At 55.1% G+C, this 21,192-nt stretch carries 19 protein-coding genes; 7 read left to right on the top strand and 12 right to left on the bottom strand.

Annotated elements, in window-relative coordinates; genetic code table 11:
• Positions 1-23: 23 nt before the first annotated feature.
• The 9 genes from ACO6VX_RS10155 to ACO6VX_RS10115 all read right to left on the bottom strand — a co-directional run bounded on the left by ACO6VX_RS10155 (position 24) and on the right by ACO6VX_RS10115 (position 8,972).
• A complete protein-coding gene (locus ACO6VX_RS10155) occupies positions 24-923 on the bottom strand; it encodes an ABC transporter substrate-binding protein (protein ID WP_346554210.1) in 900 nt (299 codons plus the stop codon).
• A complete protein-coding gene (locus ACO6VX_RS10150) occupies positions 920-1,714 on the bottom strand; it encodes an amino acid ABC transporter ATP-binding protein (protein WP_022624346.1) in 795 nt (264 codons plus the stop codon). The genes ACO6VX_RS10155 and ACO6VX_RS10150 overlap by 4 nt, the downstream gene beginning before the upstream one ends.
• A complete protein-coding gene (locus ACO6VX_RS10145; protein WP_010247074.1) occupies positions 1,698-2,624 on the bottom strand; it encodes an amino acid ABC transporter permease in 927 nt (308 codons plus the stop codon). Before ACO6VX_RS10145 ends, ACO6VX_RS10150 begins: the two co-directional genes overlap by 17 nt.
• Before the next feature lie 9 nt (positions 2,625-2,633).
• On the bottom strand, positions 2,634-3,152 hold the full coding sequence (locus ACO6VX_RS10140) for a GNAT family N-acetyltransferase (RefSeq protein ID WP_010247073.1): 519 nt from the start codon (positions 3,150-3,152) through the stop codon (positions 2,634-2,636).
• A gap of 10 nt (positions 3,153-3,162) precedes the next feature.
• Positions 3,163-4,104: an ABC transporter substrate-binding protein gene (locus ACO6VX_RS10135; RefSeq protein ID WP_031590717.1), complete on the bottom strand. Its 942-nt coding sequence runs from the start codon at positions 4,102-4,104 to the stop codon at positions 3,163-3,165.
• An 11-nt stretch (positions 4,105-4,115) separates the two neighbouring features.
• Entirely contained in the window at positions 4,116-5,429 is a 1,314-nt protein-coding gene (locus ACO6VX_RS10130; protein ID WP_022624348.1) for an LLM class flavin-dependent oxidoreductase, read from the bottom strand.
• A gap of 80 nt (positions 5,430-5,509) precedes the next feature.
• Entirely contained in the window at positions 5,510-6,661 is a 1,152-nt protein-coding gene (locus ACO6VX_RS10125; RefSeq protein ID WP_346532324.1) for an amidohydrolase, read from the bottom strand.
• A gap of 23 nt (positions 6,662-6,684) precedes the next feature.
• Positions 6,685-7,683, bottom strand: coding sequence for an MsnO8 family LLM class oxidoreductase (locus ACO6VX_RS10120; RefSeq protein WP_022624350.1), 999 nt, complete (start codon positions 7,681-7,683; stop codon positions 6,685-6,687).
• A gap of 554 nt (positions 7,684-8,237) precedes the next feature.
• Complete coding sequence (locus ACO6VX_RS10115; RefSeq protein WP_422458102.1) at positions 8,238-8,972, bottom strand: GntR family transcriptional regulator; 735 nt, start codon at positions 8,970-8,972, stop codon at positions 8,238-8,240.
• Positions 8,973-9,548: 576 nt separating this feature from the next.
• Between ACO6VX_RS10115 and ACO6VX_RS10110 the strand changes: the two genes are divergently transcribed.
• Genes ACO6VX_RS10110 through ACO6VX_RS10100 form a run of 3 tightly spaced genes read left to right on the top strand, consistent with a single transcriptional unit; the run spans position 9,549 to position 11,732 of the window.
• Positions 9,549-9,998: a PTS sugar transporter subunit IIA gene (locus tag ACO6VX_RS10110; protein ID WP_422458101.1), complete on the top strand. Its 450-nt coding sequence runs from the start codon at positions 9,549-9,551 to the stop codon at positions 9,996-9,998.
• 48 nt (positions 9,999-10,046) lie between these two features.
• Entirely contained in the window at positions 10,047-10,319 is a 273-nt protein-coding gene (locus ACO6VX_RS10105; protein WP_010247066.1) for a PTS sugar transporter subunit IIB, read from the top strand.
• Positions 10,320-10,358: 39 nt separating this feature from the next.
• Positions 10,359-11,732 carry a PTS ascorbate transporter subunit IIC gene (locus tag ACO6VX_RS10100; RefSeq protein WP_033773374.1) on the top strand — a complete coding sequence of 458 codons (1,374 nt, stop codon included), beginning with the start codon at positions 10,359-10,361 and terminating at the stop codon, positions 11,730-11,732.
• 115 nt (positions 11,733-11,847) lie between these two features.
• On the opposite strand, the gene ACO6VX_RS10095 is transcribed toward ACO6VX_RS10100, so the two are convergent.
• Positions 11,848-12,261 carry a helix-turn-helix domain-containing protein gene (locus ACO6VX_RS10095; RefSeq protein ID WP_010247064.1) on the bottom strand — a complete coding sequence of 138 codons (414 nt, stop codon included), beginning with the start codon at positions 12,259-12,261 and terminating at the stop codon, positions 11,848-11,850.
• Positions 12,258-12,569: a type II toxin-antitoxin system HigB family toxin gene (locus ACO6VX_RS10090; protein ID WP_010247063.1), complete on the bottom strand. Its 312-nt coding sequence runs from the start codon at positions 12,567-12,569 to the stop codon at positions 12,258-12,260. Before ACO6VX_RS10090 ends, ACO6VX_RS10095 begins: the two co-directional genes overlap by 4 nt.
• 440 nt (positions 12,570-13,009) lie before the next feature.
• Between ACO6VX_RS10090 and ACO6VX_RS10085 the strand changes: the two genes are divergently transcribed.
• The 4 genes from ACO6VX_RS10085 to ACO6VX_RS10070 all read left to right on the top strand — a co-directional run bounded on the left by ACO6VX_RS10085 (position 13,010) and on the right by ACO6VX_RS10070 (position 19,526).
• Positions 13,010-14,563 carry a pyridoxal phosphate-dependent decarboxylase family protein gene (locus ACO6VX_RS10085; RefSeq protein ID WP_010670382.1) on the top strand — a complete coding sequence of 518 codons (1,554 nt, stop codon included), beginning with the start codon at positions 13,010-13,012 and terminating at the stop codon, positions 14,561-14,563.
• A 10-nt stretch (positions 14,564-14,573) separates the two neighbouring features.
• Positions 14,574-15,866, top strand: a complete 1,293-nt coding sequence (locus ACO6VX_RS10080) for a lysine N(6)-hydroxylase/L-ornithine N(5)-oxygenase family protein (protein WP_422458100.1) — start codon at positions 14,574-14,576, stop codon at positions 15,864-15,866.
• 1 nt (position 15,867) lies between these two features.
• Positions 15,868-18,222, top strand: a complete 2,355-nt coding sequence (locus tag ACO6VX_RS10075; RefSeq protein WP_422458099.1) for a GNAT family N-acetyltransferase — start codon at positions 15,868-15,870, stop codon at positions 18,220-18,222.
• A 77-nt stretch (positions 18,223-18,299) separates the two neighbouring features.
• Positions 18,300-19,526, top strand: coding sequence for an MFS transporter (locus tag ACO6VX_RS10070; RefSeq protein ID WP_179256484.1), 1,227 nt, complete (start codon positions 18,300-18,302; stop codon positions 19,524-19,526).
• 741 nt (positions 19,527-20,267) lie between these two features.
• Here the strand turns inward: ACO6VX_RS10070 and rdgC are convergent.
• Positions 20,268-21,179, bottom strand: coding sequence for a recombination-associated protein RdgC (gene rdgC / locus ACO6VX_RS10065; RefSeq protein ID WP_022625153.1), 912 nt, complete (start codon positions 21,177-21,179; stop codon positions 20,268-20,270).
• Between the last annotated feature and the right edge of the window lie 13 nt (positions 21,180-21,192).

Here is a 21,192-nt window from a genome sequence, read left to right as displayed (position 1 = left end):
GCAGGCGAGCCGGTTCTGCAGACTCAGTAAACAATGCCGGGTGGATTCACCGTGGACTGAGTGATGGCCTCATCCTGTTCGCCCCAGCGTGCCAGCACCTGCTGATACTGCCCGCCTGCGATGGTGCCATCCAGCGCAGCCTGCAGCGCGGGTGCCAGGCCATTGCCCTTTTTGGTGGTCACGGCTACCCAGGCGCGAAACGGTCCGCTGCCAACCAGCTTTGTCTGTCCGCGTGACGCCACTTTCCAGGCCGCCATCGAGTGAGGGCCAAACATCGCATCTGCCCGTCCCGACAGTAGCGTCAGCGTCGCGGAGGCATCATCAGTCAGGTAAATCGGCGTTACCGCAGGCAAACCTTTAGCCCGGTTCTGCTCATCCCAGCTCAGTAAAATACGCTCCTGATTGGTGCCCGAGGCGACGATAATCCGCTTACCGGCAATATCCGCCGGACTATTAATCTTACTGATATGACTGTCGCTTTTCACCGCAAAAGCGTGGTTGTCGGCGCGATACGTCGCAAAGTCGAACTTCTTCTTGCGCTCTTCGGTCACGGCAATATTGAACATCGCAACATCATAGCGTCCGGCGCTGATGCCCAGCGGCCAGTCCTCCCAGGAAGCCGGAACCAGCCTGAGTTTCAGCCCCAGGCTATCAGCAAGGAGTCGGGCGATATCGGGATCGCTGCCGATCCGCGTGACGTTATCAGACGCCAGCAGCGACAGCGGCGGCGAGTTGGTCGCCGAGGTAGCGACCGTCAGGGTGCCCGGTTCAATAAAGCGGTAATTGTCCGGAATTTGAGCAATAGCCTGCGGATTGGCCGGGGCATGAATCGGCGTCTCGTTTTGCAGGACATCGAGCTTCTCTGCCGCAGAACAGGCCAGCGCCGGAAGCAGCGTCAGAATCGTTAACGTTAATGCCCTCATAACACGCGCGCCAGAAAACGGCGGGTGCGCTCATGACGCGGATTATTAAGCACCTGGGTGGTGCTGCCCTGTTCCACAATCCGGCCATCCACCATAAAGACCACGTTATCCGCCACTTCCCGGGCAAAGCCGATCTCATGCGTCACAATCACCAGCGTAGTGCCGGAACGCGCCAGCTTTTTAATTACATCCAGCACTTCGCCCACCAGTTCAGGGTCCAGCGCCGAGGTCGGCTCATCGAACAACATGACCCGTGGATTGAGCATCAGCGCACGCGCAATCGCGATGCGCTGTTGCTGCCCGCCCGACAGGTGACGCGGCCACGCATCGGCTTTATGCCGCAGCCCTACAATATCCAGCAGTTCGCCCGCACGCTGTATCGCTTCCGGTTTCGTTAACTGACGATGGGCAATCGGCGCTTCAATCAGGTTATCCAGCACGCTGAGGTGTGGGAACAGATTGAAGTTCTGGAACACGTAGCCGACGTTGATGCGCTGGCGCAGAATCGCCTTCTCTTTCAGTTCATACAGCTTATTGCCGCGCTGCTGATAGCCGATGTAGTCGCCATCAATCTGAATAAATCCTTCGTCGACCCGTTCCAGATGATTGATGGTGCGCAGCAGCGTGGATTTACCGGAGCCGGACGGCCCGAGGATCACCGTGACGGACCCCGGTGCCAGTGACAGCGATACATCATCCAGCGCTTTATGTTTACCAAATCGTTTACTGACGCCGGTGATGCTGATGGCACCGGTAGTGTGTGAGTTGCGGTAATCAATGGCTTCGGACATGGCTGATCTCCTCGGTCGGATGAAGTGGCGTGACGCGGTTGCGCCATTGTCGCCAGCGCGACGGTTGCGGTTCACGGGTGACGCTGCGGGCCATCCAGCGTTCGGCGTTGTACTGAATCACGGACAACACGGTGGTGATAATCAGATACCAGGCGGCACCGACCATCAGCAGTGGGATTACTTCCTGATTGCGGTTGTAGATCATCTGGATGGTGTAGAACAGCTCCGGCATCGCCAGCACATAAACCACGGATGTGCCTTTCGCCAGACTGATGATCTCGTTGAACGCGGTGGGAATAATGGCGCGCAGCGCCTGCGGCAGAATGATGCGGAAGGTGCGGCGTGTGGCGGAGAGACCCAGCGCGGACGCGGCTTCCACCTGACCGTGATCGACGCCGAGGATCCCGCCGCGAATAATTTCCGCGCTGTAGGCCGCCTGCACCAGCGTCAGACCGATAACGGCTGCCTGAAACTGCCCCAGCACGTTAATCGTCTGATACGCCCCCCAGGAGAGGCCGGTAAACGGAATGCCGACAGACAGGGTGTCGTAGAGATAGGAGAAGTTATAAAGAATGATCAGCACCACAATCAGCGGCAGTGACCTGAACAGCCAGATATAACCCCATGCCAGCGTGCTCAGCAGCCACGATGAGGAGAGACGTGCCAGCGCCAGCAGACCACCCAGAAACAGACTGAATATCGTACCCAGCAGCGTCAGCAGCAGCGTCTGGCCCAGACCGTGCAGGATCACCGGGTCAAAGAACCAGCGGGCAAACACGCTCCATTCCCAGCGCGGATTAAAGGCCACTGACTGCACCACGCCTGCCAGAATAAACAGCGCAACGATAGCCCCTGCCGTGCGTGCCGGGTAGCGTGCCGGCACCACCTGCAGATGTTGATGTTTGCTCATGGTCACCTCTTAACTTGCCGCGGCGACGTTATAGACGCCGATCACTTTGATAAAACGCAGTCGTCCGTCGTGCGGCGGCTGGCCATAACGCTCCAGATCCCCGCTGAGATCGAACTGTGGCTGATAACCGTGACCGGTATAGAGCCGCACCGCCTCCGGCTGACGGAAGCCGGTGGTGAGAAACAGCCGCTGATATCCCGCCTGTAAGGCGCGACGCTCCAGCTCCTGTAACACCACCAGCGCCAGCCCCTGACGCCGCAGATCGCTGCGGGTCCAGATGCGCTTCAGCTCGGCGGTCTGCGGGTCATAGGGTTTATAAGCGCCCATCGCGATGATCTCGCCGTCACGCTCCAGCACGATAAACAGCCCCTGCGGCGGCAGATACCATTCGGTCAGCTCCTGTTCCAGCTCGTTACGACGGGAAAAATAGTCGCCATAGCGTGCGGAATATTCGCCAAACAGGCCGCCCAGGATCGGTTGCAATTCCGGCGCGTCGGGTGAAACTTCGCGAAAAGTGGATTCACTCATGGTCAGCTCCTTAGTCGCCCAGCCCGGCGGGATTGATTTCAGAACGATCGATCTTCTCAACACCTTCACCCCAGCGGTTCAGCACCTTCTGATAGTCACCGTTGCCGATCACGCCGTTCAGCGCGGTGCTGATCGGTTCCGCCAGGCCGCTGCCTTTCTTCACGGTAACGGCAATGTGCGCCGCTTTGGGCCAGCCGCCATCGACGCTGCCGACCAGACGGGTTTTACCGGTCAGTGCCGCTTTCCAGGCACCAATCACATTGGGACCAAAGTAGGCATCAGCCCGGCCAGCCTGCAGCGCCAGCGTCTGTGCGGCATCATCTTTGGTATAAACCGGCGTAAAAGCTTTCAGTCCCTTTGCCTGATTCTCTTTATCCCACGCCAGCAGAATCGCCTCCTGATTGGTGCCGGATCCCACAATGATCCTCAGCCCGGCAATATCTTCTGCTTTGGTCAGTGACTTTATCGGGCTGCTGGTTTTGACATAAAAACCCAGTGAATCTTTGCGGTAGGTGGCGAAGTCGAACTTCTCTTTACGATCTTTGGTCACGGTAATGTTGGAGATCGCCGCGTCATATTTGCCCGAGGCCACGCCCAGCGGCCAGTCTTCCCATGAAGCTGGCACCACGTTGAGTTTTAATCCCAGGCTGTCAGCCACCAGCCGGGCAATATCCACTTCGCTGCCAAGCAGGGTTTTATTGTCATCGGAAAACACCGTCAACGGCGGGGAGTTCAGCGCTGCGACTGCCACGGTAAAAGAACCCGGCACCACAAAATGGTGACCCGCAGGCAGTTGCGCGATCGCCTCCGGATTCTTCACGGTATTGATCGGCGCTTTGTTAGCTTCAAGGCTGACGCGCTGGCCGTTATAGGAGACGCTGGTATCTTCAGCCAGCGCATGGCTACTGGCCGCCAGAATAAGCAGGGCGATAAGACGCGATGTTTTGTTCATGGCTTGTGCTCTTATTGTGAGGTGAACTGATTAACGGGTTGTTTCAGGGCGAAGCTGTCACGAAGCGTGCTGCCCGGATAGTCGCGGCGCGTCAGGCCGCGAGCCTGCAAAATCGGCACCACGCGGTCGACAAAACGTTCAAAGGTATCGGGCGTGCCGCCATTAATGATGAAGCCGTCAGTAGCCTGGGTTTCAAACCAGAGCTGCAGGCCATCCGCCACCTCTTCCGGCGTGCCGTGAAACAGCGGGCGTGGTGTTGCCGCTTCCAGCGCGGCCTGGCGCAGGGTATGCCCATGCTGCTGTGCTTTGCGTTTGATCTCGTCGGTGGTGCTGCGGAAGCTGTTCTGACCGATGTCACCGATATCCGGGAACGGCTGATCCAGCGGATACTGTGAGAAGTCGTGATGGTCGAAGAAACGCCCGAGGTAGTTAAGCGCATCGGTAATCGACACCAGCGCCGCCGTGGTCTGATACTGGCGCTCCACGTCCTCTGCATCATCGCCAACAATCACACTGACACCCTGGAAGATGTGCAAATCGTCTGGCTGACGGCCATTCGCCACCAGTTGCTGTTTCACATCCTGGTAAAATGCCTGCGCCTCTTCACGCGTCGGCTGATGGGTGAAGATGGCGTCAGCATGACGCGCCGCCAGTTTTTTACCGTCGTCGGACGCGCCCGCCTGGAAGATAATCGGACGACCCTGCGGCGTGCGGGCGATGTTCAGCGGCCCCTGTACCTGGAAGAAATCACCGTGATGATCGAGCGTGTGCAGCTTCGCCGGATCGAAAAATTGTCCGCTGGCCTTATCACGCACAAAAGCATCCTGCTCCCACGAATCCCACAATCCTTTCACCACCTGCAGATACTCATCGGCAATGCGGTAACGCAATGCGTGCTCCGGGTGCTGCTGACGCGAGAAGTTTTTGGCCGAGCCTTCCAGCGGTGACGTCACCACGTTCCAGCCCGCACGCCCGCCGCTGAGGTGATCAAGGCTGGCAAACTGACGCGCCACGGTGAAGGGCTCGCTGTAAGAGGTCGATACCGTGCCAACCAGCCCCAGATGTTCAGTGACGCCCGCCAGCGCTGAGAGCAGCGTCAGCGGCTCAAAGCGATTCAGAAAGTGCGGGATCGACTTTTCATTAATAAACAACCCGTCGGCGACAAACAGAAAATCGAGTTTGCCCTGCTCCGCCTTGCGGGCGATTTTTTTGGCGTAATCCAGATTAATACTGGCATCGGCCTGCGCCGCCGGATGGCGCCAGGCGGACATGTTTCCCGATGCGCCATGCAGAATGGTACCCAGCCGAAGTTGTCTTGTGGTCATGATGCTCTCTCTTTTTTAGTCGTAGCGATGCCCGACGACGGTGGTCAGAACCGTCGTGCTTTAGCGGGTTGCAGATGAATTCAGTTCAGAATGGCTTCCCGACATCGCGCGTTAAGATGTTGCAGCGCCTGGCGGGCCAGTCGGGCGAAGTAGTCGGCGGCGGGCGCAATCAGCGCCTCATCCGGGGTAAAGCTGGCATGGTGCAGACCAAAGTCACTGGCGCTGCCGATGCTGACAAACGCCCCCGGCACCTGTTGCAGATAGAAGGCAAAATCCTCACCCAGCAGATGGAGATCGGCGGTCTGCACCCGATAGCCCGCCTGCTGCGCCACTTCGCTGCTGAAGGTCGCCCAGTGCGCATCGTTGATCAGCACTGGCGGGCCAGGATGCCAGCTCAGGGTTGCCTGCGCGCCATTGGCGTCGGCGAAGTGCTCAACCAGCGTGCGCACCCGCTGTTCCAGTTCGGCGCGCACCTGTAAATCGTGGGTTCGGGCCGTGCCGCCAAACTCAACGCCGCCGGGTAATACATTCCAGCTTTTGCCGCCGTCGATGCGGGTAATGCTCAGTACCAGACTGTCCAGGGCACTGAAACTGCGGCTGGTGAGTCCCTGTAACGCCTGGATAATCTGGCTGGCCGTCACAATGCTGTCGACACCCTGCTCCGGATACGCGGCATGTGCGCCTTTGCCGGTGACGCGAATAATAAATTTGTCAGCATTGGCGTAGAACGCCCCGCTGCGGGTGGCAAAGGTGCCGACGGGCAGCGAAGGCTCGTTGTGCATCCCGAAGATAGCCTGCACCTCATCCAGTACCCCCGCCTCAATAAACTGACGCGCACCGCGTGCTATCTCTTCAGCGGGCTGGAACAGTATGCGCACCCGGCCAGGTAATAGATCGGGCTGTGCGTTGAGCTTTAACGCCGCGCCCAGCATGACCGCACTGTGCAGGTCATGACCGCAGGCGTGCATCACGCCAGGATGGCGGGAGTGAAAACGCACCCCGCTCGCCTCATGGATCGGCAGCGCATCGATGTCGGCGCGCAGCGCGATCACTGTCTCTCCGCTGCCAATTTCTGCCACCAGGCCAGTTTCCAGTGGATAGTCCAGCAGCCGGATACCCGCCGCCTGCAACCAGCCCCGCAGTCGCGCGGTGGTGGCGAACTCCTGACCCGACAGCTCCGGCCAGGTGTGCAGTTCGCGTCGCCATTCAATCAGTTGTGACTCAGGGTTCATGATGACTCTCCACTGACGGGGATTCAGGCTGCGACCAGATGATGCGTGGCCAGCAGTTCAAGTGACTGCAGACGTGCAACCGGCTCGGTAATCGGCGTGTCGATAACAAACTCATCAATGTCAAAATTATGATGCAGCGCGTCCAGCTGTGCATGAACCTGCGCCGCCGTGCCTTTCAGAAGTGACGGCGTGCGAGGCTCAATCTGATAATCGCGGTATCCACCCTGACGCACATAGCGCTCCGCCTGTTCCAGACTGGCGACGTTGACGCTCGGGCCATCTTTCACCGCTACATGGTAGTGACGAAGATTGGCTACCAGCAGGTCAGCCCCGGCGGGTGAGTCGGCCACCACCACCTGCACGGCCACCAGGGCGCGCTGACCCTGGCTCAGGCGGGAGTAAGTACTCAGTGCGTGCTCCAGCAACTGGCGGTCGCCATTGAGGTGAGCGGCAAAGACAAACTGCCAGCCCAGACTGGCGGCCAGCCGGGCGCTCTCTTCACTGGCACCCAGCAGAAAACGGTTCGCCGGACGTGGCGGCAGTGGCGTGGCGGCTAAACCCTCATCGTCAGGATCAGCCTGACCGGGCTTCAGCCAGCTATCCAGCAGCTGAAGCTGTTCGGCAAAGCTCCCTTTTTTAGCGGCATCAACACCCTGTTGCAGCGCATGGGTGGAGAGTGGAAGTCCGCCCGGCGCTTTGCCCACGCCGAGGTCAATGCGGCCCGGCGCCAGCGAAGCGAGCAGATTAAAGTTCTCTGCCACTTTATAAGGACTGTAGTGCTGCAACATGACCCCGCCCGATCCGACGCGAATATGTCGGGTCTGGGCAATGATCCAGGCAATCAATACCTCAGGTGATGGACTGGCCAGCTGCGCGGTGTTGTGATGTTCCGCCAGCCAGAAGCGGTGATAACCCCACTCCTCTGCCCGCTGCGCCATCTGCAGCGTGCGCTGCAGCGCCGCGGTGGGTGATTCACCCTGCAGCACGGGCGCTTTATCTAACAGACTTAATCGATATGCCATTCACCTGGTCCTTGTTCATTCCGGTTGCAGACCAGTGTGCTGCGCAGTCGATCATTGGTAAAACATCATATTGTTTTATGCATTATTGATTTCGTCATAATGGAGAACAGTGAGAAGTGAAAGAGGGAAAACGGGCACTGAAACAGAGAATCAGGTAGATATTTTGCGTATAACGCTATTCGTTGCCTGATATTAAGGTGAGTAAAATCGGTTTGATGGCAAAGGTTTGCAGAAAATCGTCTTACGTATGGAGAGATGACAGCTGTTGTTAGCCGCGACTGCAGAAATTTCAGACAGCCTGAATTCATGGCATTGAAATACATTCTTCACAGGATGTTGAAGCACGGGTCGCCAGATAGATAAATAAGCATATGAAGAATGCAATTGAGTCAGAGATAACTCATTGCAACTGCCAGATGATTTACAGGACCTTATACATTATCCGGAATTAAGATCCTCTACTGTAATGAGAGGTGTAAACCGGGCAGGAATCTGTCTGATAGGGTCATATCCGGGCACAGCAAAGCATTGAGCCCAGAAACAAGATTATTTTTCTAAGGCCGTTGCGAATATTGTTTCAACGGGAAAAATCGGGTGTTGATAAGCGCCACATTCACTTCACATGGAACGCCGTCGTCGAGATAAACAGTTTCATTAAGCTGAATGACAGCATCCCCTTCTGCTAAATTAAGCAGAGTAAGCGACTGTGTATCCGTAAGATTGACGGCCGTTAAATGCTGGTCCCTTAGCTGCACTTTCTTACCGGTAACTTCTTCAATGTAGGCATATTTTGATAGTTCCAGCTTGCTGAACTCCATGCTGCTAAACATATTAACCGGCAGGTGAATATGTTCCAGAGCTACCGGGATGTCATCGAAACACATCAGGCGTAAAATTTTATAGATCTGATCGCTGTTTTTAATACGCAGCGCCTGAGCGATATCAGCAGAAGGAACCTTGATTATGCTGACCGATATGATTTTTCTTACACCTTTATGACCATTTCTTTGCGCCTGATAATCAAAAGGTGAAAGCACATGATATCGGTTCGCCTGGCTACTCATCTCCGTGGAACCGACAAAAATACCCGACCCTTTAACCCGGTAAATTCTCTGCTGCTCCACCAGAATGCGTGTGGCTTCACGCACCGTTGCGCGAGTAATGCCGATACTTTTGGCAATTGATATTTCGGTATCCAGTTTCTCTCCGGGTCGAAGGCCATCATCCTTAATTTTATTGAGGATGTAATCAACAACCTCTTTTTGTTTTTCAGTAATGCCATCAACCATTGGCTTTCTTCCCGTTTGAGTGAAGGACAGACTCCCTCTAATCCGTGTCAGTACAGTTCTGCCTGACATTGCCGGATGAGTACCACTTCCGCTAGCTGAATATGTGATCAACTTATCAAATTGGCACTGATGTTAAGCCTGATAAGCAATATTTTAACTTTACATGTTGTGTCCGTACACGTCGAAGGACATCATCAGGATGACTAGACACCTTTAACATGTACAGATGTGATGACCGTTGTGAAATATAACCCCATCTGAACAATGAGAAAATATTTTTTTAATAACTACATGAAAATCATGACTTTTAAGGATGTTACCTCCTTTTACTACATTCGATTTTTGTCTCGCTCTGCTGACAGAAAGTTTATCTAAAAAAGTGATAACGGGGGTTTTGAGGGAAACTGACTGTACATACTCAGGAATTTATGAAAAATCGGAATGCATAACAGGCCCTGTTCCGGTTGAGAAAATTTTATATGAGATGGGTTATGCGTAACCGGGAGCAGGCAAACGCCACACGGTTTATGCGTTTAGTTAAATTTTATTGCGCATTTAAACAGGAGGAGTAAGACGATGTCACACCTGGCTAAGTGGTTAAATAACGAGAAAATCCAGTACGTCGAAAGCGTGACTGACTGGCAGGAAGCGTTAGTTATTGCGGGACGTCCTCTGCTCAGTGAGGGCGCAATATCGCAGGATTATATTGATGCGATTATTCAGCAAAAAGAGGAGATCGGCCCCTTTTTTGTCATCGCGCCCCAGATTGCCATGCCCCACGCACGCCCGGAACAAGGCGCACACAAACTGGGGTTGTCGATTGTGCTGCTGGGTACAGCACTGAAATTTGACTCCGAAGAAAACGATCCGGTAAAGGCTATTTTCATGTTTGCCGCACCGGACAGTAATAGCCATATCGAAATGATCTCCCAGCTGGCGGAAGTGCTGTCCGATGAAGAGATCATGGCGCAGATATTCAATGCGAGCAGCAAAGAAGCGCTCATGACGATTTTATCAGGCGTTTAGTCTGCCCGTTGAAACGCGACTTTTAATCATTAGTTAATGAGGTTTGATATGAAAATTATGGCGGTGTGTGGTTCAGGTTTAGGCAGCAGCTTCATGATGGAAATGAACATCAAGAAAGTGCTTAAAACGATCGGTGTTGAAGCTGAAGTGGAACATTCGGATCTCGGCTCTGTCACCCCCGATGTGGCAGATGTTTTTGTTATGGCCAAAGACATTGCTTATAGCGCAAACCTTCCTGAACAGAAGGTCATCATCATTAATAACATCATTGACCTGAAAGAAGTGGAGCAGAAAATACGTGAGTATTTTGAGAAAAAGTGACGCTAATAATTAGATAAACACCTTACCCTCGAGGTTAATATGTTTACTCAAAATCTTTTGCAGTTCGTCGTCGACGTGCTGAAAGTGCCCTCTATATTAGTCGGACTGGTGGCATTTTTCGGACTGATTGCGCAGAAGAAGCCGTTTCCTGATGTTATCAAGGGCACGGTAAAAACTATTCTGGGCTTCCTGGTGCTGGCAGGCGGTGCGACCGTTCTGGTCGGTTCACTGACGCCACTGGGCGACATTTTCAAACATGCGTTTGATGTTCAGGGCATCATTCCTAATAACGAAGCGATGGTCTCTATCGCTCTGGCAAAATATGGTGCGCCTACCACGATGATCATGGCCTTCGGCATGGTCGCCAACATCGTTGTCGCCCGCTTCACCCGACTGAAATATATCTATCTGTCAGGGCATGTGACGTTTTATATGGCCTGTATGATCGCGATTATTTTATCGGTTGCCGGTTTTGAAGGTATTCAGCTTATTTACACCGGGTCACTGCTGTTGGGCATTCTGATGGCCACCTTCCCGGCAATCGCCCAGCCCTATATGCGTAAGATCATTGGTGGCGATCATGTCGCGCTGGCGCATACCGGGACAATTGGCTATGTCTTATCAGGCTGGATCGGCTCTTTGGTAGGTAAAGGATCTAAATCCACCGAAGAGATGAACATGCCAAAAAACCTCAGTTTTTTGCGCGACAGTACCATCTCAATATCTCTGACGATGATGATTATCTACTTAATCCTGTCGGTATCTGCCGGTAAAGACTATGTAGAGGCTAATTTCAGCAATGGTCAGAACTACCTGGTTTACTCCTTTATCCAGGCCATTACTTTCGCGGCGGGTGTCTTTATCATTCTGCAGGGTGTGCGCTTAATCCTGGCTGAAATTGTCCCTGCCTTTACCGGCTTTTCAGAAAAACTGGTTCCGGAAGCCAGACCGGCGCTGGATTGCCCGATTGTCTTCCCCTACGCCCCGAATGCGGTGCTGGTTGGCTTTATCTCCAGCTTTGTCGGTGGCCTGGTGGGGCTGTTTGTTCTCGGTCAGCTGCATTGGGTATTGATTCTGCCGGGTGTGGTTCCTCACTTCTTCTGTGGCGCTACGGCTGGCGTGTTTGGTAATGCGACCGGCGGCAAGCGTGGTGCGATTTGCGGTGCCTTTGCTCATGGCCTGTTAATCACCTTCCTGCCTGTCGCCCTGCTGCCGGTACTCGGACAGATAGGGCTGACCAACACCACCTTCTCGGATACCGACTTCGGCGTCACCGGCATCCTGCTGGGTAATATGGCTCACTTTATGGATAAGGGAACCATTACTATGATTATCACCGGCATTTTTGGCTTGTTAGTGATTTATAACTTTACGGCTAAAAAGAAGGTGCCTGTAGAAACGAATGCAGGGTAATAGTAACGCTTAATGGCAACCAGAAAGGGCAATGAGCGCTTTCTGGTTGTTTGCGGAATACCTTCATCATTCAGTTTCCAGAAAAAAAACCGCACTCATATAAGTTCAGGCTAAGTTATTCAGCGAATGCTTCAAACGGCAGGTTAAAACGCGCTGCCAGTCGGGCTTTATGTTTATCCGTCAAAGGACGATCACCACGCAGGATACGACTGACATAAGAGCGCTGCCCTATTTCATCCGCAAAAGAGGATTGAGTCAGGCCGTGCTGATCCATGATGACTCGCAAAAGTGCTACTCCGCGCGGAATAGCATCAGTACGCGCGTTAAACGCAGCGAACTCAGGGGCGCTGTTTTCGTATCGGGCGACTTTATCAGACAGTATCTCTACTAACGGGCTGTCCGGCTGGTGCTCAACCAGATATTCAACCAGTTCCAGCGCCTGCTCGTAGTCCCTTTTATCGGTACTGCCTCCCAGAAAGGGAACAATTCTGACCAGGTCATTGGTCGCCTGGATTGCTTCGGTAATCATTCTTTACTCTCCCGGTACTTCTTCACCAGCTTGTCATATTCCGCATGCGTCACGATGTGTTTGATAAAAATTTTGCCGCGATCAAAGTCAGCATAAAACATGATTCTCAGGCTGTTTCCGCCCACATCGATTACCCACCACTTTTCCCGGTACTTCATGCGGTCAAGGCTCTGAAAGCGAATTTTCAGCGCATCTGGCGTGGCAAAGTTTTCGTCCCTTAGGACCAGATAAGCCGCATCCAGTGCGGAGGCATGATTTGGATAAATTATTGCCGCTTCCCTGAACGGCCCTCTTGAGATGATATGCATTTTTCTCTCAAACTTTCCATGTTGGAAACATTCTAACCCACAAAGCTAATGTTTCCAACATGGAACACACGCAGATGAGTTCTGAATGAATTGCTGGCGCTAAACCTAGTAAAAAAAGGATTATTCCGATCCAGAAAAGTGATCAACATCACACTTTCAATATTAGACATACTAATAAATAAAATTTAACAACAAAACATTTGAATGATAATGATTAACATTTACACTCTCATCCGCATATAACAAAGCGTTTAACGCTGCCAAATCCACAAATAATATGCGGTATTTACTCTTTTTAAGGTGAAAACACTAATCCATTTAATGGTCAGGGTTTTTATCTGGTTAGTTAGTTTTATGTTTACTGGAGTTGTTGAGCGGACATCCAACGCTGCTGACCTTACGTCGGCAGGGTCACTGGTATTAACGCACAGGAACTGAACATGCTTTTACGCTCATCCACTCAGGCGGCACAGGATCTCGCGCCAGCATCCAATGCCAGCGGTGCCGAAACGGCTATTTTTAACGATCAGCAACTGGCGGCCTGGTCGCAGCAGACTCAGGAGGTGCTGGCGCTGATGACCCGTACCGTTACCGGCGTTGAGAAGCCTTTCAGCGGTATCCTGCCCCATGAACTGGCGGCGGAATTCAGTGAGGTCGATCTCGATCGTCCGCTGGGTAACAACGATGACGCTCTGACAGAGCTGAGTCAGCTCTATCTGCGTGACGCCGTCTGGTTTCACCACCCTAAATATCTGGCGCACCTGAACTGCCCGGTCGTACTGCCCTCTCTGATGGCTGAGCAGATTATGGCGGCGGTGAATAGCTCGGTCGACACCTGGGATCAGAGCGCAGGCGGTACGCTGATTGAGCAGAAGGTGATCGACTGGACGCTTGGCCGCATCGGCCTGCCTGCCGGATCTGATGGGATCTTCACCAGCGGTGGCACCCAATCCAACCTGATGGCAATGCTGCTGGCGCGTGATAGCTGGTGCGCGGCACATCATCCGGGGCATCTGATTAAGCATCGCGGCCTGCCTGAGACCGCGTCGAAATGGCGAGTGTTTACCTCAAAACTCAGCCACTTCAGCATCCAGAAATCGATGGCGATTTTAGGGCTGGGCTATGACGCAGTTATCGCCGTTGATCACGACGCCCACTACCGTATGGACGCAGCGTGCCTGGCTAAGGAGATCGAGAAATGTCGCAGTGAAGGGCTGATCCCGATTGCTGTGGTTGCCACCAGCGGCACCACGGACTTTGGCAGCATCGATCCGCTGCCGGAGATTGCCCGTCTCTGTGACAATTATGGTTTGTGGATGCACGTTGACGCCGCTTACGGCTGTGGGCTGCTGGTCTCAGAGAATCATCGCTCACGCCTGAATGGCATTGAACGGGCTGATTCGGTCACCGTCGATTATCACAAATCTTTCTTCCAGACCGTCAGCTGCGGTGCGTTCTTTGTGCGGGACAGCCACAATCTGAAGCATGTCACGCACCATGCAGATTACCTGAATCCGCTCAGCGCCCAGCAGGAAGGCACGCCGAATCTGGTCAACAAAAGCATTCAGACCACCCGCCGATTTGATGCGCTAAAAATGTGGCTGACCCTTCGCGTGATGGGTCCGGCGGCGCTGGGAGACGCTTTCGATACGCTGATAGAGCTGACACAGGCGGCTCATGAGCGGTTAACTGCGCATCCTGCTATCGAAGTGCTGCACGCGCCTGAGCTGACCACCCAGATTTTCCGCTACGTGCCCGGCAAAAACGCCAGCGACGCACAGATCGACGAAATCAACGCCGCTATCCGTAAAGCGCTCTTCCGCTCCGGCAACGCAGTGATTGCCGGAACCAAAGTCGATGGGCGTCAGTACCTGAAATTCACCCTGTTAAATCCCACCACGACCATCGCCGACATCGAAGATGTGCTGAGCCTGATCGCGCACTATGGCCGCGAGCAGGTACGTGCGTCTGCGCTGAACGCGGCGAAACAGTGAGAGCTCTGAAATGAATAATTCCGTTTACGATTTTATTGGTATCGGTATCGGCCCTTTCAACCTGAGTCTGGCCTGTCTGAGTGAGCCGGTTGAGGGACTGAACGGTCTTTTCCTGGATGAGAACCCGGGCTTTGACTGGCACACCGGCATGATGCTGGAAAATGCCCATCTGCAGACGCCGTTTATGGCCGATCTGGTGACACTCGCCGATCCGACCAGCCCTTACAGCCTGCTTAACTACATGAAGGAAAAGGGGAAATTATACTCTTTTTATATCCGTGAAGACTTCTTCCTGATGCGCAAAGAGTATAATCAGTACTGCCAGTGGGCCAGTTCACGGCTCTCTAATCTGCGCTGGAACAGCCACGTTGAGTATGTCAGCTACGATGAGGCGGCTGGCGTCTATCAACTCCAGGTGACCGACACCCGGAATGGTCAGAAACAGAACTATCTGGCACGACATCTGATCCTCGGCACCGGGCCTAAAGCCTGGATGCCGGAGTGCAGCCAGCCGCACCGCCAGCGCCTGACGCACTCAAGCCACTATCTGGTCAACAAAGCGGAACTGCAGCAGAAGCGTTCCATCACCGTGCTGGGCAGCGGCCAGAGCGCGGCAGAAATCTACTACGACCTGCTGACCGATATCGACCGCTTTGGCTATCAGCTCAACTGGATCACCCGCGCGCCGCGCTTCTATCCGCTGGAGTACACCAAGCTCACGCTGGAGATGACCTCGCCGGAGTGGGTCGACTATTTCCACGCGCTGCCCACCAGCACCCGGGACGAACTGAATGCGCGCCACAAGAATCTCTACAAAGGCATCAACAGCAGCCTGATTAACGACATTTATGACCTGATGTATGTAAAACAGCTCGATGGCGATCTGAACGTTAACCTGTTTACTCACTCGGCGCTGACCGCTATGCGCTGGCTGCCACAGGGAGAGTTCGAGCTGACGCTGCATCAGGAGGAGCAGGATTGCACCTTCACCCGTCGCACCGAAGGACTGGTGATGGCGACCGGCTATCACTACCAGCCACCGATGTTTTTAGAGGGCATCAACGCCCGCCTGCGCTGGGATGACAAAGGCCGCTACGACGTGCAGCGCAACTACAGCATCGATTATCACAATCAGATCTTCGTGCAGAACGCCGAACTGCACACCCACGGTTTTGTTACGCCGGATCTCGGCATGGCCTGCTACCGCAACTCGGTGCTGCTGCGCGAACTGACAGGACGCGAGGTCTACCCGATCGAGCGTCAGATTGCCTTCCAGACCTTCCCGGCTAAATCGGAGCACTGAGATGAGTTCACAAACACTGTTCAGCGCCGCCCGCCCCGCAGGCCAGTTCACCCTGAGGCCCATGCTCGCCAGCGATGCGCCGCTGATTCATCGCTGGGTCACCCGCGATTACGCCCGCTTCTGGGGCATGCAGCAGCAGAGCCTGAATCAGGTCGCTGAGTTCTATCAGACGCTGAGTGCAGCCGATCCCCATGCTGCGCTGATTGGTTGCTGCAACGACAAGCCGGTCTGCCTGATTGAGTGCTATCGCGCCTGCGACGATGAGGTCGGCAAATTTTATCCTGCCGCACCCGATGATTACGGCATGCATATTCTGATTGCCCCCGCCAGCCAGCCGATCAGAGCCTTCAGCTGGCAGGTCTTCACGCTGGTGATGGACTACATGTTCAGCCGCCCCGAGGTGCGCCGCGTGGTGGTAGAGCCAGATGTGCGCAATGAGAAGATTCACGTGCTGAATAAGCGTGCCGGGTTCCGCTATCAGCACACCATCGACATGGGTCATAAAACCGCCTGGCTGGCCTTTTGCCAGCGGGAAGATTATCAACACGCGTTACTGCAGGAGTCGCAGACTATGAACACCCCCTCTTCGCTGATGAACGGTACACATCTGACGGGCGACCAATGGGCGCAGGCAAACCGCATGCTGATCCGTAAAGCGATTGCCGAGTTCGCGCATGAGAAAATCATTACGCCACAGGAGTCGGGCGACGGCAGCTATCAGCTTGCGGTGCCAGGCGGTGAAGCGAGCTACCATTTCCGGGCGTCGCGGCTGGCGCTGGATCACTGGGAAATCGACGCCGGCTCACTGCGCAAGCAGGAGAACGGTCGTGATCTGCCGCTGGATGCGCTGAAATTTATCGTGGAGTTTAACGGGGAGATCGGTATTACACAGGCACTGCTGGCGACCTACATGGAAGAGATCAGCAGCACGCTGTGCAGCAGCGTTTATAAGCTGCAGAAGAATAATCCTGACAGCCAGGCGCTGGTCTCAGCCGATTTCCAGACGGTGGAAGCGGCGATGACCGAAGGCCATCCCTGCTTTGTTGCCAACAACGGGCGTATTGGCTTCGATGCCCATGATTATCTGGCGTATGCGCCCGAGGCCGCCGCGCCCGTTCACCTCATCTGGGTCGCGGTTCATCGCCGCAACGCCCATTTCTCCAGCCTCAGCGAGCTGAGCTATGAGCAGTTGATGCGTGATGAACTGGGCGACACCACCCTGGAGCAGTTTACTGCGCAGCTGGTGAATAAAGGGCTGGCGGTTGAGGAGTATATCCTGATGCCGGTGCATCCGTGGCAGTGGCAGAACAAGCTGCTGACCGTGTTTGCGGCGGACATCGCCAGTCACGATATTGTTTATCTCGGCACCGGAGACGATGCTTACCAGGCGCAGCAGTCGATCCGCACTTTCTTTAACCGCAGCCAGCCCGCGAAGCGCTACGTGAAAACCGCCCTGTCGGTGCTGAACATGGGCTTTATGCGCGGACTGTCCCCCTACTATATGGCGACAACGCCCGCGATAAACGGCTGGCTGGAACAACTGGTTGCTGGCGATGCGTGGCTGAATCGCTGTGATTTCCGCATCCTGCGAGAAGTCGCGGCGGTCGGCTATCACAACCGCTACTATGAGCAGGCGATCAAAGGCGACTCCGCCTATAAAAAGATGTTCGCTGCGCTGTGGCGGGATAATCCTGCGGCCAGCCTGCAGCCCGGCCAGCGTCTGATGACCATGGCCTCTTTCCTGCACGTCGATCACCATCAGCAGGCACTGCTGCCAGCGCTGATAGCGGATTCTGGTTTGCCCGCGAAGCAGTGGATAGAACGCTACCTGACCTGCTATCTCAGCCCGCTGCTGCACTGCTTCTATCAGCATGACCTGGTGTTTATGCCGCACGGTGAAAACCTCATCATGCTGCTGGAGAACAACGTGCCGGTCAGTGCATACATGAAGGATATCGGCGAAGAGATCGCCGTGATGAATCCGGATGCGGTGCTGCCGGAAGGCGTGCAGCGTCTGGCGGTGGATGTGCCGGAGAACCTGAAGCTGCTCTCGATATTCACCGATGTGTTTGACTGCATCTTCCGCTTTATCAGCGCGATTCTGCATCAGTCAGGAACGCTGCCGGAGGAAGCGTTCTGGCAGGCGGTGGCGCAGTGCGTGAAGGATTACCAGCAGGCGCACCCGGAGCATGCCACTAAGTTCGCGCGCTATGACATGTTCGCGCCGGAATTTACCCGCTCCTGTCTGAACCGCCTGCAGTTGGCGAATAACCAGCAGATGATAAACCTCGCCGATCCCGCTGAGAACCTCAAGTTCGCCGGAACGCTGAATAACCCGATCGCCCGCTGGCGATAAGCGTTACACCGTCACGCTGAAATTATGCGGTCACCCTGGTGGCCGCTTTTTTAATGGCTTTATCGCAGGTATCCGTAATGGTTTCTTTCGAACCGGTCGCGCAACTGACCCGACGACATCTGATCTTCCCGCTGTCGCTGGTGTTGTTTGAGTTCGCTACCTATATCGCTCACGACATGATCCAGCCCGGCATGCTGCTGGTGACTCAGGAATTTAAGGTCGGGCCGGAGTGGGTCTCTACTTCGCTCACCGCCTATCTGGCCGGTGGCATTATGCTGCAATGGCTGCTTGGCCCCCTCTCTGACCGTATCGGGCGGCGTCCGGTGCTACTTAGCGGCGTGGCCTTTTTTATGCTCTCGTGTGTGGCGACGCACTGGGTGCAAAGCATTGAGCAGTTCGTCCTGCTGCGTTTTCTGCAGGGCGTCAGCCTCTGTTTTATTGGCGCGGTAGGCTACGCGGCGGTGCAGGAGGCGTTTACGGAATCGCTCAGTATCAAAATGATGGCGCTGATGGCCAACGTCGCCCTGCTGGCCCCGCTGGCCGGTCCGCTGGCGGGCGCGGCTTTTCTTACCGTGGGTGAATGGCGCACCCTGTTCTGGCTGATTGGCGCTATTGCGGCGCTGGCGCTGGCAGGTCTGTGGTATGCAATGCCCGAAACCGCAGGTGACCGGCAGAAACCGCTGTCGCTGCGATCGATTATCAGCGGTTACGCGGCATTGCTGAAGGATCGTCAGGTGATGCGCGGCTCGCTGGCCATCGGGCTGGTCACCGTGCCCTGCATCGCATGGGTCGCATTGTCGCCGGTGATATTAATCCACGATGCGGGACTCAGCCGCATCGGCTATGCGTTGTTACAGCTGCCGGTCTTCGCCGCCATGATTGCGGGCAACCTGACGCTGGGACGCTTATCCAGCCGTCTGCCCATTGAACAGCCGTTACGGCTCGGTGCCTGGCCGGTGGTCTGCGGGCTGGCAATCGCAGTAACCGCTACCGTGCTAAATCCGCAAAGCTATCTGTGGCTGACTGCCGGAATTAGCCTCTACGGCTTCGGTGCCGGGCTGGTCAGTGCCGGACTTTATCGCATGACGCTTTTTTCCAGCAGCGCCGGAAAAGGCAGCGTGGCAGCGATGCTCGGCATGGTGAGTATTCTGATCATCGCGCTGGGCATTGAAGCAGCCAAAACCGCGTATTTTAGTTACGGCACCGGCGGCTTCAGTGTGGTGAACCTGATCTGCGGTCTGCTGTGGCTGGTTCTGGTCAGCGCTTTTCTGCGTGCAGGCCAGCGGAAATTGTGCGCGGAATAGCGGACCCTTATGAATCCGCTGTGTGCCGTTGATAAAACATAACCCGGCAGGATGGCAGAAATTTATTTGCCATCCTGCAACTTAAATAAACAGATTAAATCCCACCCAATACCCTAATGCCAGTCAGTTAAGCGACAGGTGATAACGCAGTCTGGTGCCGCGCTGGGGCTGGCGGTCCTCGCGCCGCTGCGCGGTTCCTTCACTCCATTCCTCTGCCTGACGGACCGCCGGGGATGGCACATCCTGTGCCGCCCCGCCTTTCGCCCGCGTCCTGCGGGCTCTCCTGGCAGACTCATTCTGTTCAGCGCTGCGGATTGCCTGCCCCAGCCCGGCCCCGGCCTGCTCTGAAACTTCAGTGTGTATTGTTAAAAAGGGCACGAGAGTTGAGGCCAGCGCGCCTCTGCTGCTGAAAGGGCTATCCGCAGCGCTGAGGCGTGACGACGGGCCAGAAGTCCACGCCGGGAAGCGTGGACAGTTCGGGGCCGGCCAGGGAGGGCCGATCCCCGAACGGTTCGTCGGCACGACGTCAAAGCCGAAGGTACCGCGTGAGCGGCGCGAGGACGGCCCGGCAGCAGCAGAGGTGCGCTGGCCCGCACTGAGGCTCGCTCGCCCGGAAAAAAAGGCTGCCACGTCTGACCGTGACAGCCTTTTACAAATCTAATCTTAACTGAGCAGCATTAACGCTAAGCGGCCCTTTTTTTGGCAAATATCGTCTGTCAGGATGATTCTGCCGGTGGCTGATTAACGCTGGGCTTCGCCGCCCAACGCTTCTACCAGATTGCTGGTCAGTGCGGCCAGTTCGCTGGTCATCAGAATAAAGTCCGCATCAAAGCGCTGTGCAAAATCTTCGCGGTCAATATCGTCGTTCTGGTCGCGCAGGGTGTCGCTGAACTTCAGACGCTTCACTGAACCATCATCGGCCAGCACGAACTGAATGCGCTCCTGCCAGTCGAGCGCCAGTTTGGTTACCAGCTTACCCGCTTCGATGTGGTTGGCGATCTCATCGCACACCAGATCCTGTTTCTTGCAGCGGATAACGCCGCCATCTTCCAGCAGCGCTTTCAGCTCCGCTTCATCCATCAGGGCGAATCCGGCAGGCAGCTCGCCTGAACGTACCCATTCTGTCAGGGTCAGTTCAATCGGGCTTTCCAGCGTCAGCGGCACCACCGGCAGTGAGCCCAGGCTTTTGCGCAGTAGCGCCAGGGTATCTTCCGCTTTTTTTGCGCTGGCACAGTCAACCATAATCAGGTTGTTGACCGTGTCGATCCACAGGTAGGTCTGGCTGAAACGGCTGAAGGCGCGCGGCAGCAGGCTGTGCAGCACTTCATCTTTCAGCGAATCTTTTTCGGTCTTTTTGAGCTTGCGGCTCTGCTCAGATTCCAGCTTGTCGATTTTCGCTTCCAGCGCCTGTTTCACCACCGGCGAAGGCAGGATTTTCTCTTCTTTGCGGGCGCAAATCACAATCTGGCCTTTGTTTTCATGGGTCAGCGCATCGCTGCGGTTGCCCATCGGCGAGACCCAGCCGGTCTTGCTCATATCCTGACTGCCACACGGTGAAAACGTGAAGGCGTCGAGCTGCTTTTCCATCTCATCTGCGGACAGTGGAATGTCACGATTCAGACGATAAACCATCATATTTTTAAACCACAACATCGGGATTCCTTAC

The sequence above is a fragment of the Pantoea sp. BJFS-204 genome, assembly GCF_049310725.1.
Lineage (GTDB): Bacteria > Pseudomonadota > Gammaproteobacteria > Enterobacterales > Enterobacteriaceae > Pantoea > Pantoea agglomerans.
Note: the sequence above shows the minus strand (reverse complement) of the source record. Positions and strands in the feature narration are given on the sequence as shown.

Bases quoted from the DNA above. Each gene is read 5' to 3' on its own strand.
- ACO6VX_RS10145 (WP_010247074.1), bottom strand. From the start codon at position 2,624: ATGAGCAAACATCAACATCTGCAGGTGGTGCCGGCACGCTACCCGGCA.
- ACO6VX_RS10150 (WP_022624346.1), bottom strand. From the start codon at position 1,714: ATGTCCGAAGCCATTGATTACCGCAACTCACACACTACCGGTGCCATC.
- ACO6VX_RS10115 (WP_422458102.1), bottom strand. From the start codon at position 8,972: ATGGTTGATGGCATTACTGAAAAACAAAAAGAGGTTGTTGATTACATC.
- ACO6VX_RS10070 (WP_179256484.1), top strand. From the start codon at position 18,300: ATGGTTTCTTTCGAACCGGTCGCGCAACTGACCCGACGACATCTGATC.
- ACO6VX_RS10155 (WP_346554210.1), bottom strand. From the start codon at position 923: ATGAGGGCATTAACGTTAACGATTCTGACGCTGCTTCCGGCGCTGGCC.
- ACO6VX_RS10125 (WP_346532324.1), bottom strand. From the start codon at position 6,661: ATGAACCCTGAGTCACAACTGATTGAATGGCGACGCGAACTGCACACC.
- ACO6VX_RS10075 (WP_422458099.1), top strand. From the start codon at position 15,868: ATGAGTTCACAAACACTGTTCAGCGCCGCCCGCCCCGCAGGCCAGTTC.
- ACO6VX_RS10105 (WP_010247066.1), top strand. From the start codon at position 10,047: ATGAAAATTATGGCGGTGTGTGGTTCAGGTTTAGGCAGCAGCTTCATG.
- ACO6VX_RS10095 (WP_010247064.1), bottom strand. From the start codon at position 12,261: ATGATTACCGAAGCAATCCAGGCGACCAATGACCTGGTCAGAATTGTT.
- ACO6VX_RS10085 (WP_010670382.1), top strand. From the start codon at position 13,010: ATGCTTTTACGCTCATCCACTCAGGCGGCACAGGATCTCGCGCCAGCA.
- ACO6VX_RS10100 (WP_033773374.1), top strand. From the start codon at position 10,359: ATGTTTACTCAAAATCTTTTGCAGTTCGTCGTCGACGTGCTGAAAGTG.
- ACO6VX_RS10140 (WP_010247073.1), bottom strand. From the start codon at position 3,152: ATGAGTGAATCCACTTTTCGCGAAGTTTCACCCGACGCGCCGGAATTG.
- ACO6VX_RS10135 (WP_031590717.1), bottom strand. From the start codon at position 4,104: ATGAACAAAACATCGCGTCTTATCGCCCTGCTTATTCTGGCGGCCAGT.
- ACO6VX_RS10090 (WP_010247063.1), bottom strand. From the start codon at position 12,569: ATGCATATCATCTCAAGAGGGCCGTTCAGGGAAGCGGCAATAATTTAT.
- ACO6VX_RS10110 (WP_422458101.1), top strand. From the start codon at position 9,549: ATGTCACACCTGGCTAAGTGGTTAAATAACGAGAAAATCCAGTACGTC.
- ACO6VX_RS10120 (WP_022624350.1), bottom strand. From the start codon at position 7,683: ATGGCATATCGATTAAGTCTGTTAGATAAAGCGCCCGTGCTGCAGGGT.
- ACO6VX_RS10080 (WP_422458100.1), top strand. From the start codon at position 14,574: ATGAATAATTCCGTTTACGATTTTATTGGTATCGGTATCGGCCCTTTC.
- rdgC (WP_022625153.1), bottom strand. From the start codon at position 21,179: ATGTTGTGGTTTAAAAATATGATGGTTTATCGTCTGAATCGTGACATT.
- ACO6VX_RS10130 (WP_022624348.1), bottom strand. From the start codon at position 5,429: ATGACCACAAGACAACTTCGGCTGGGTACCATTCTGCATGGCGCATCG.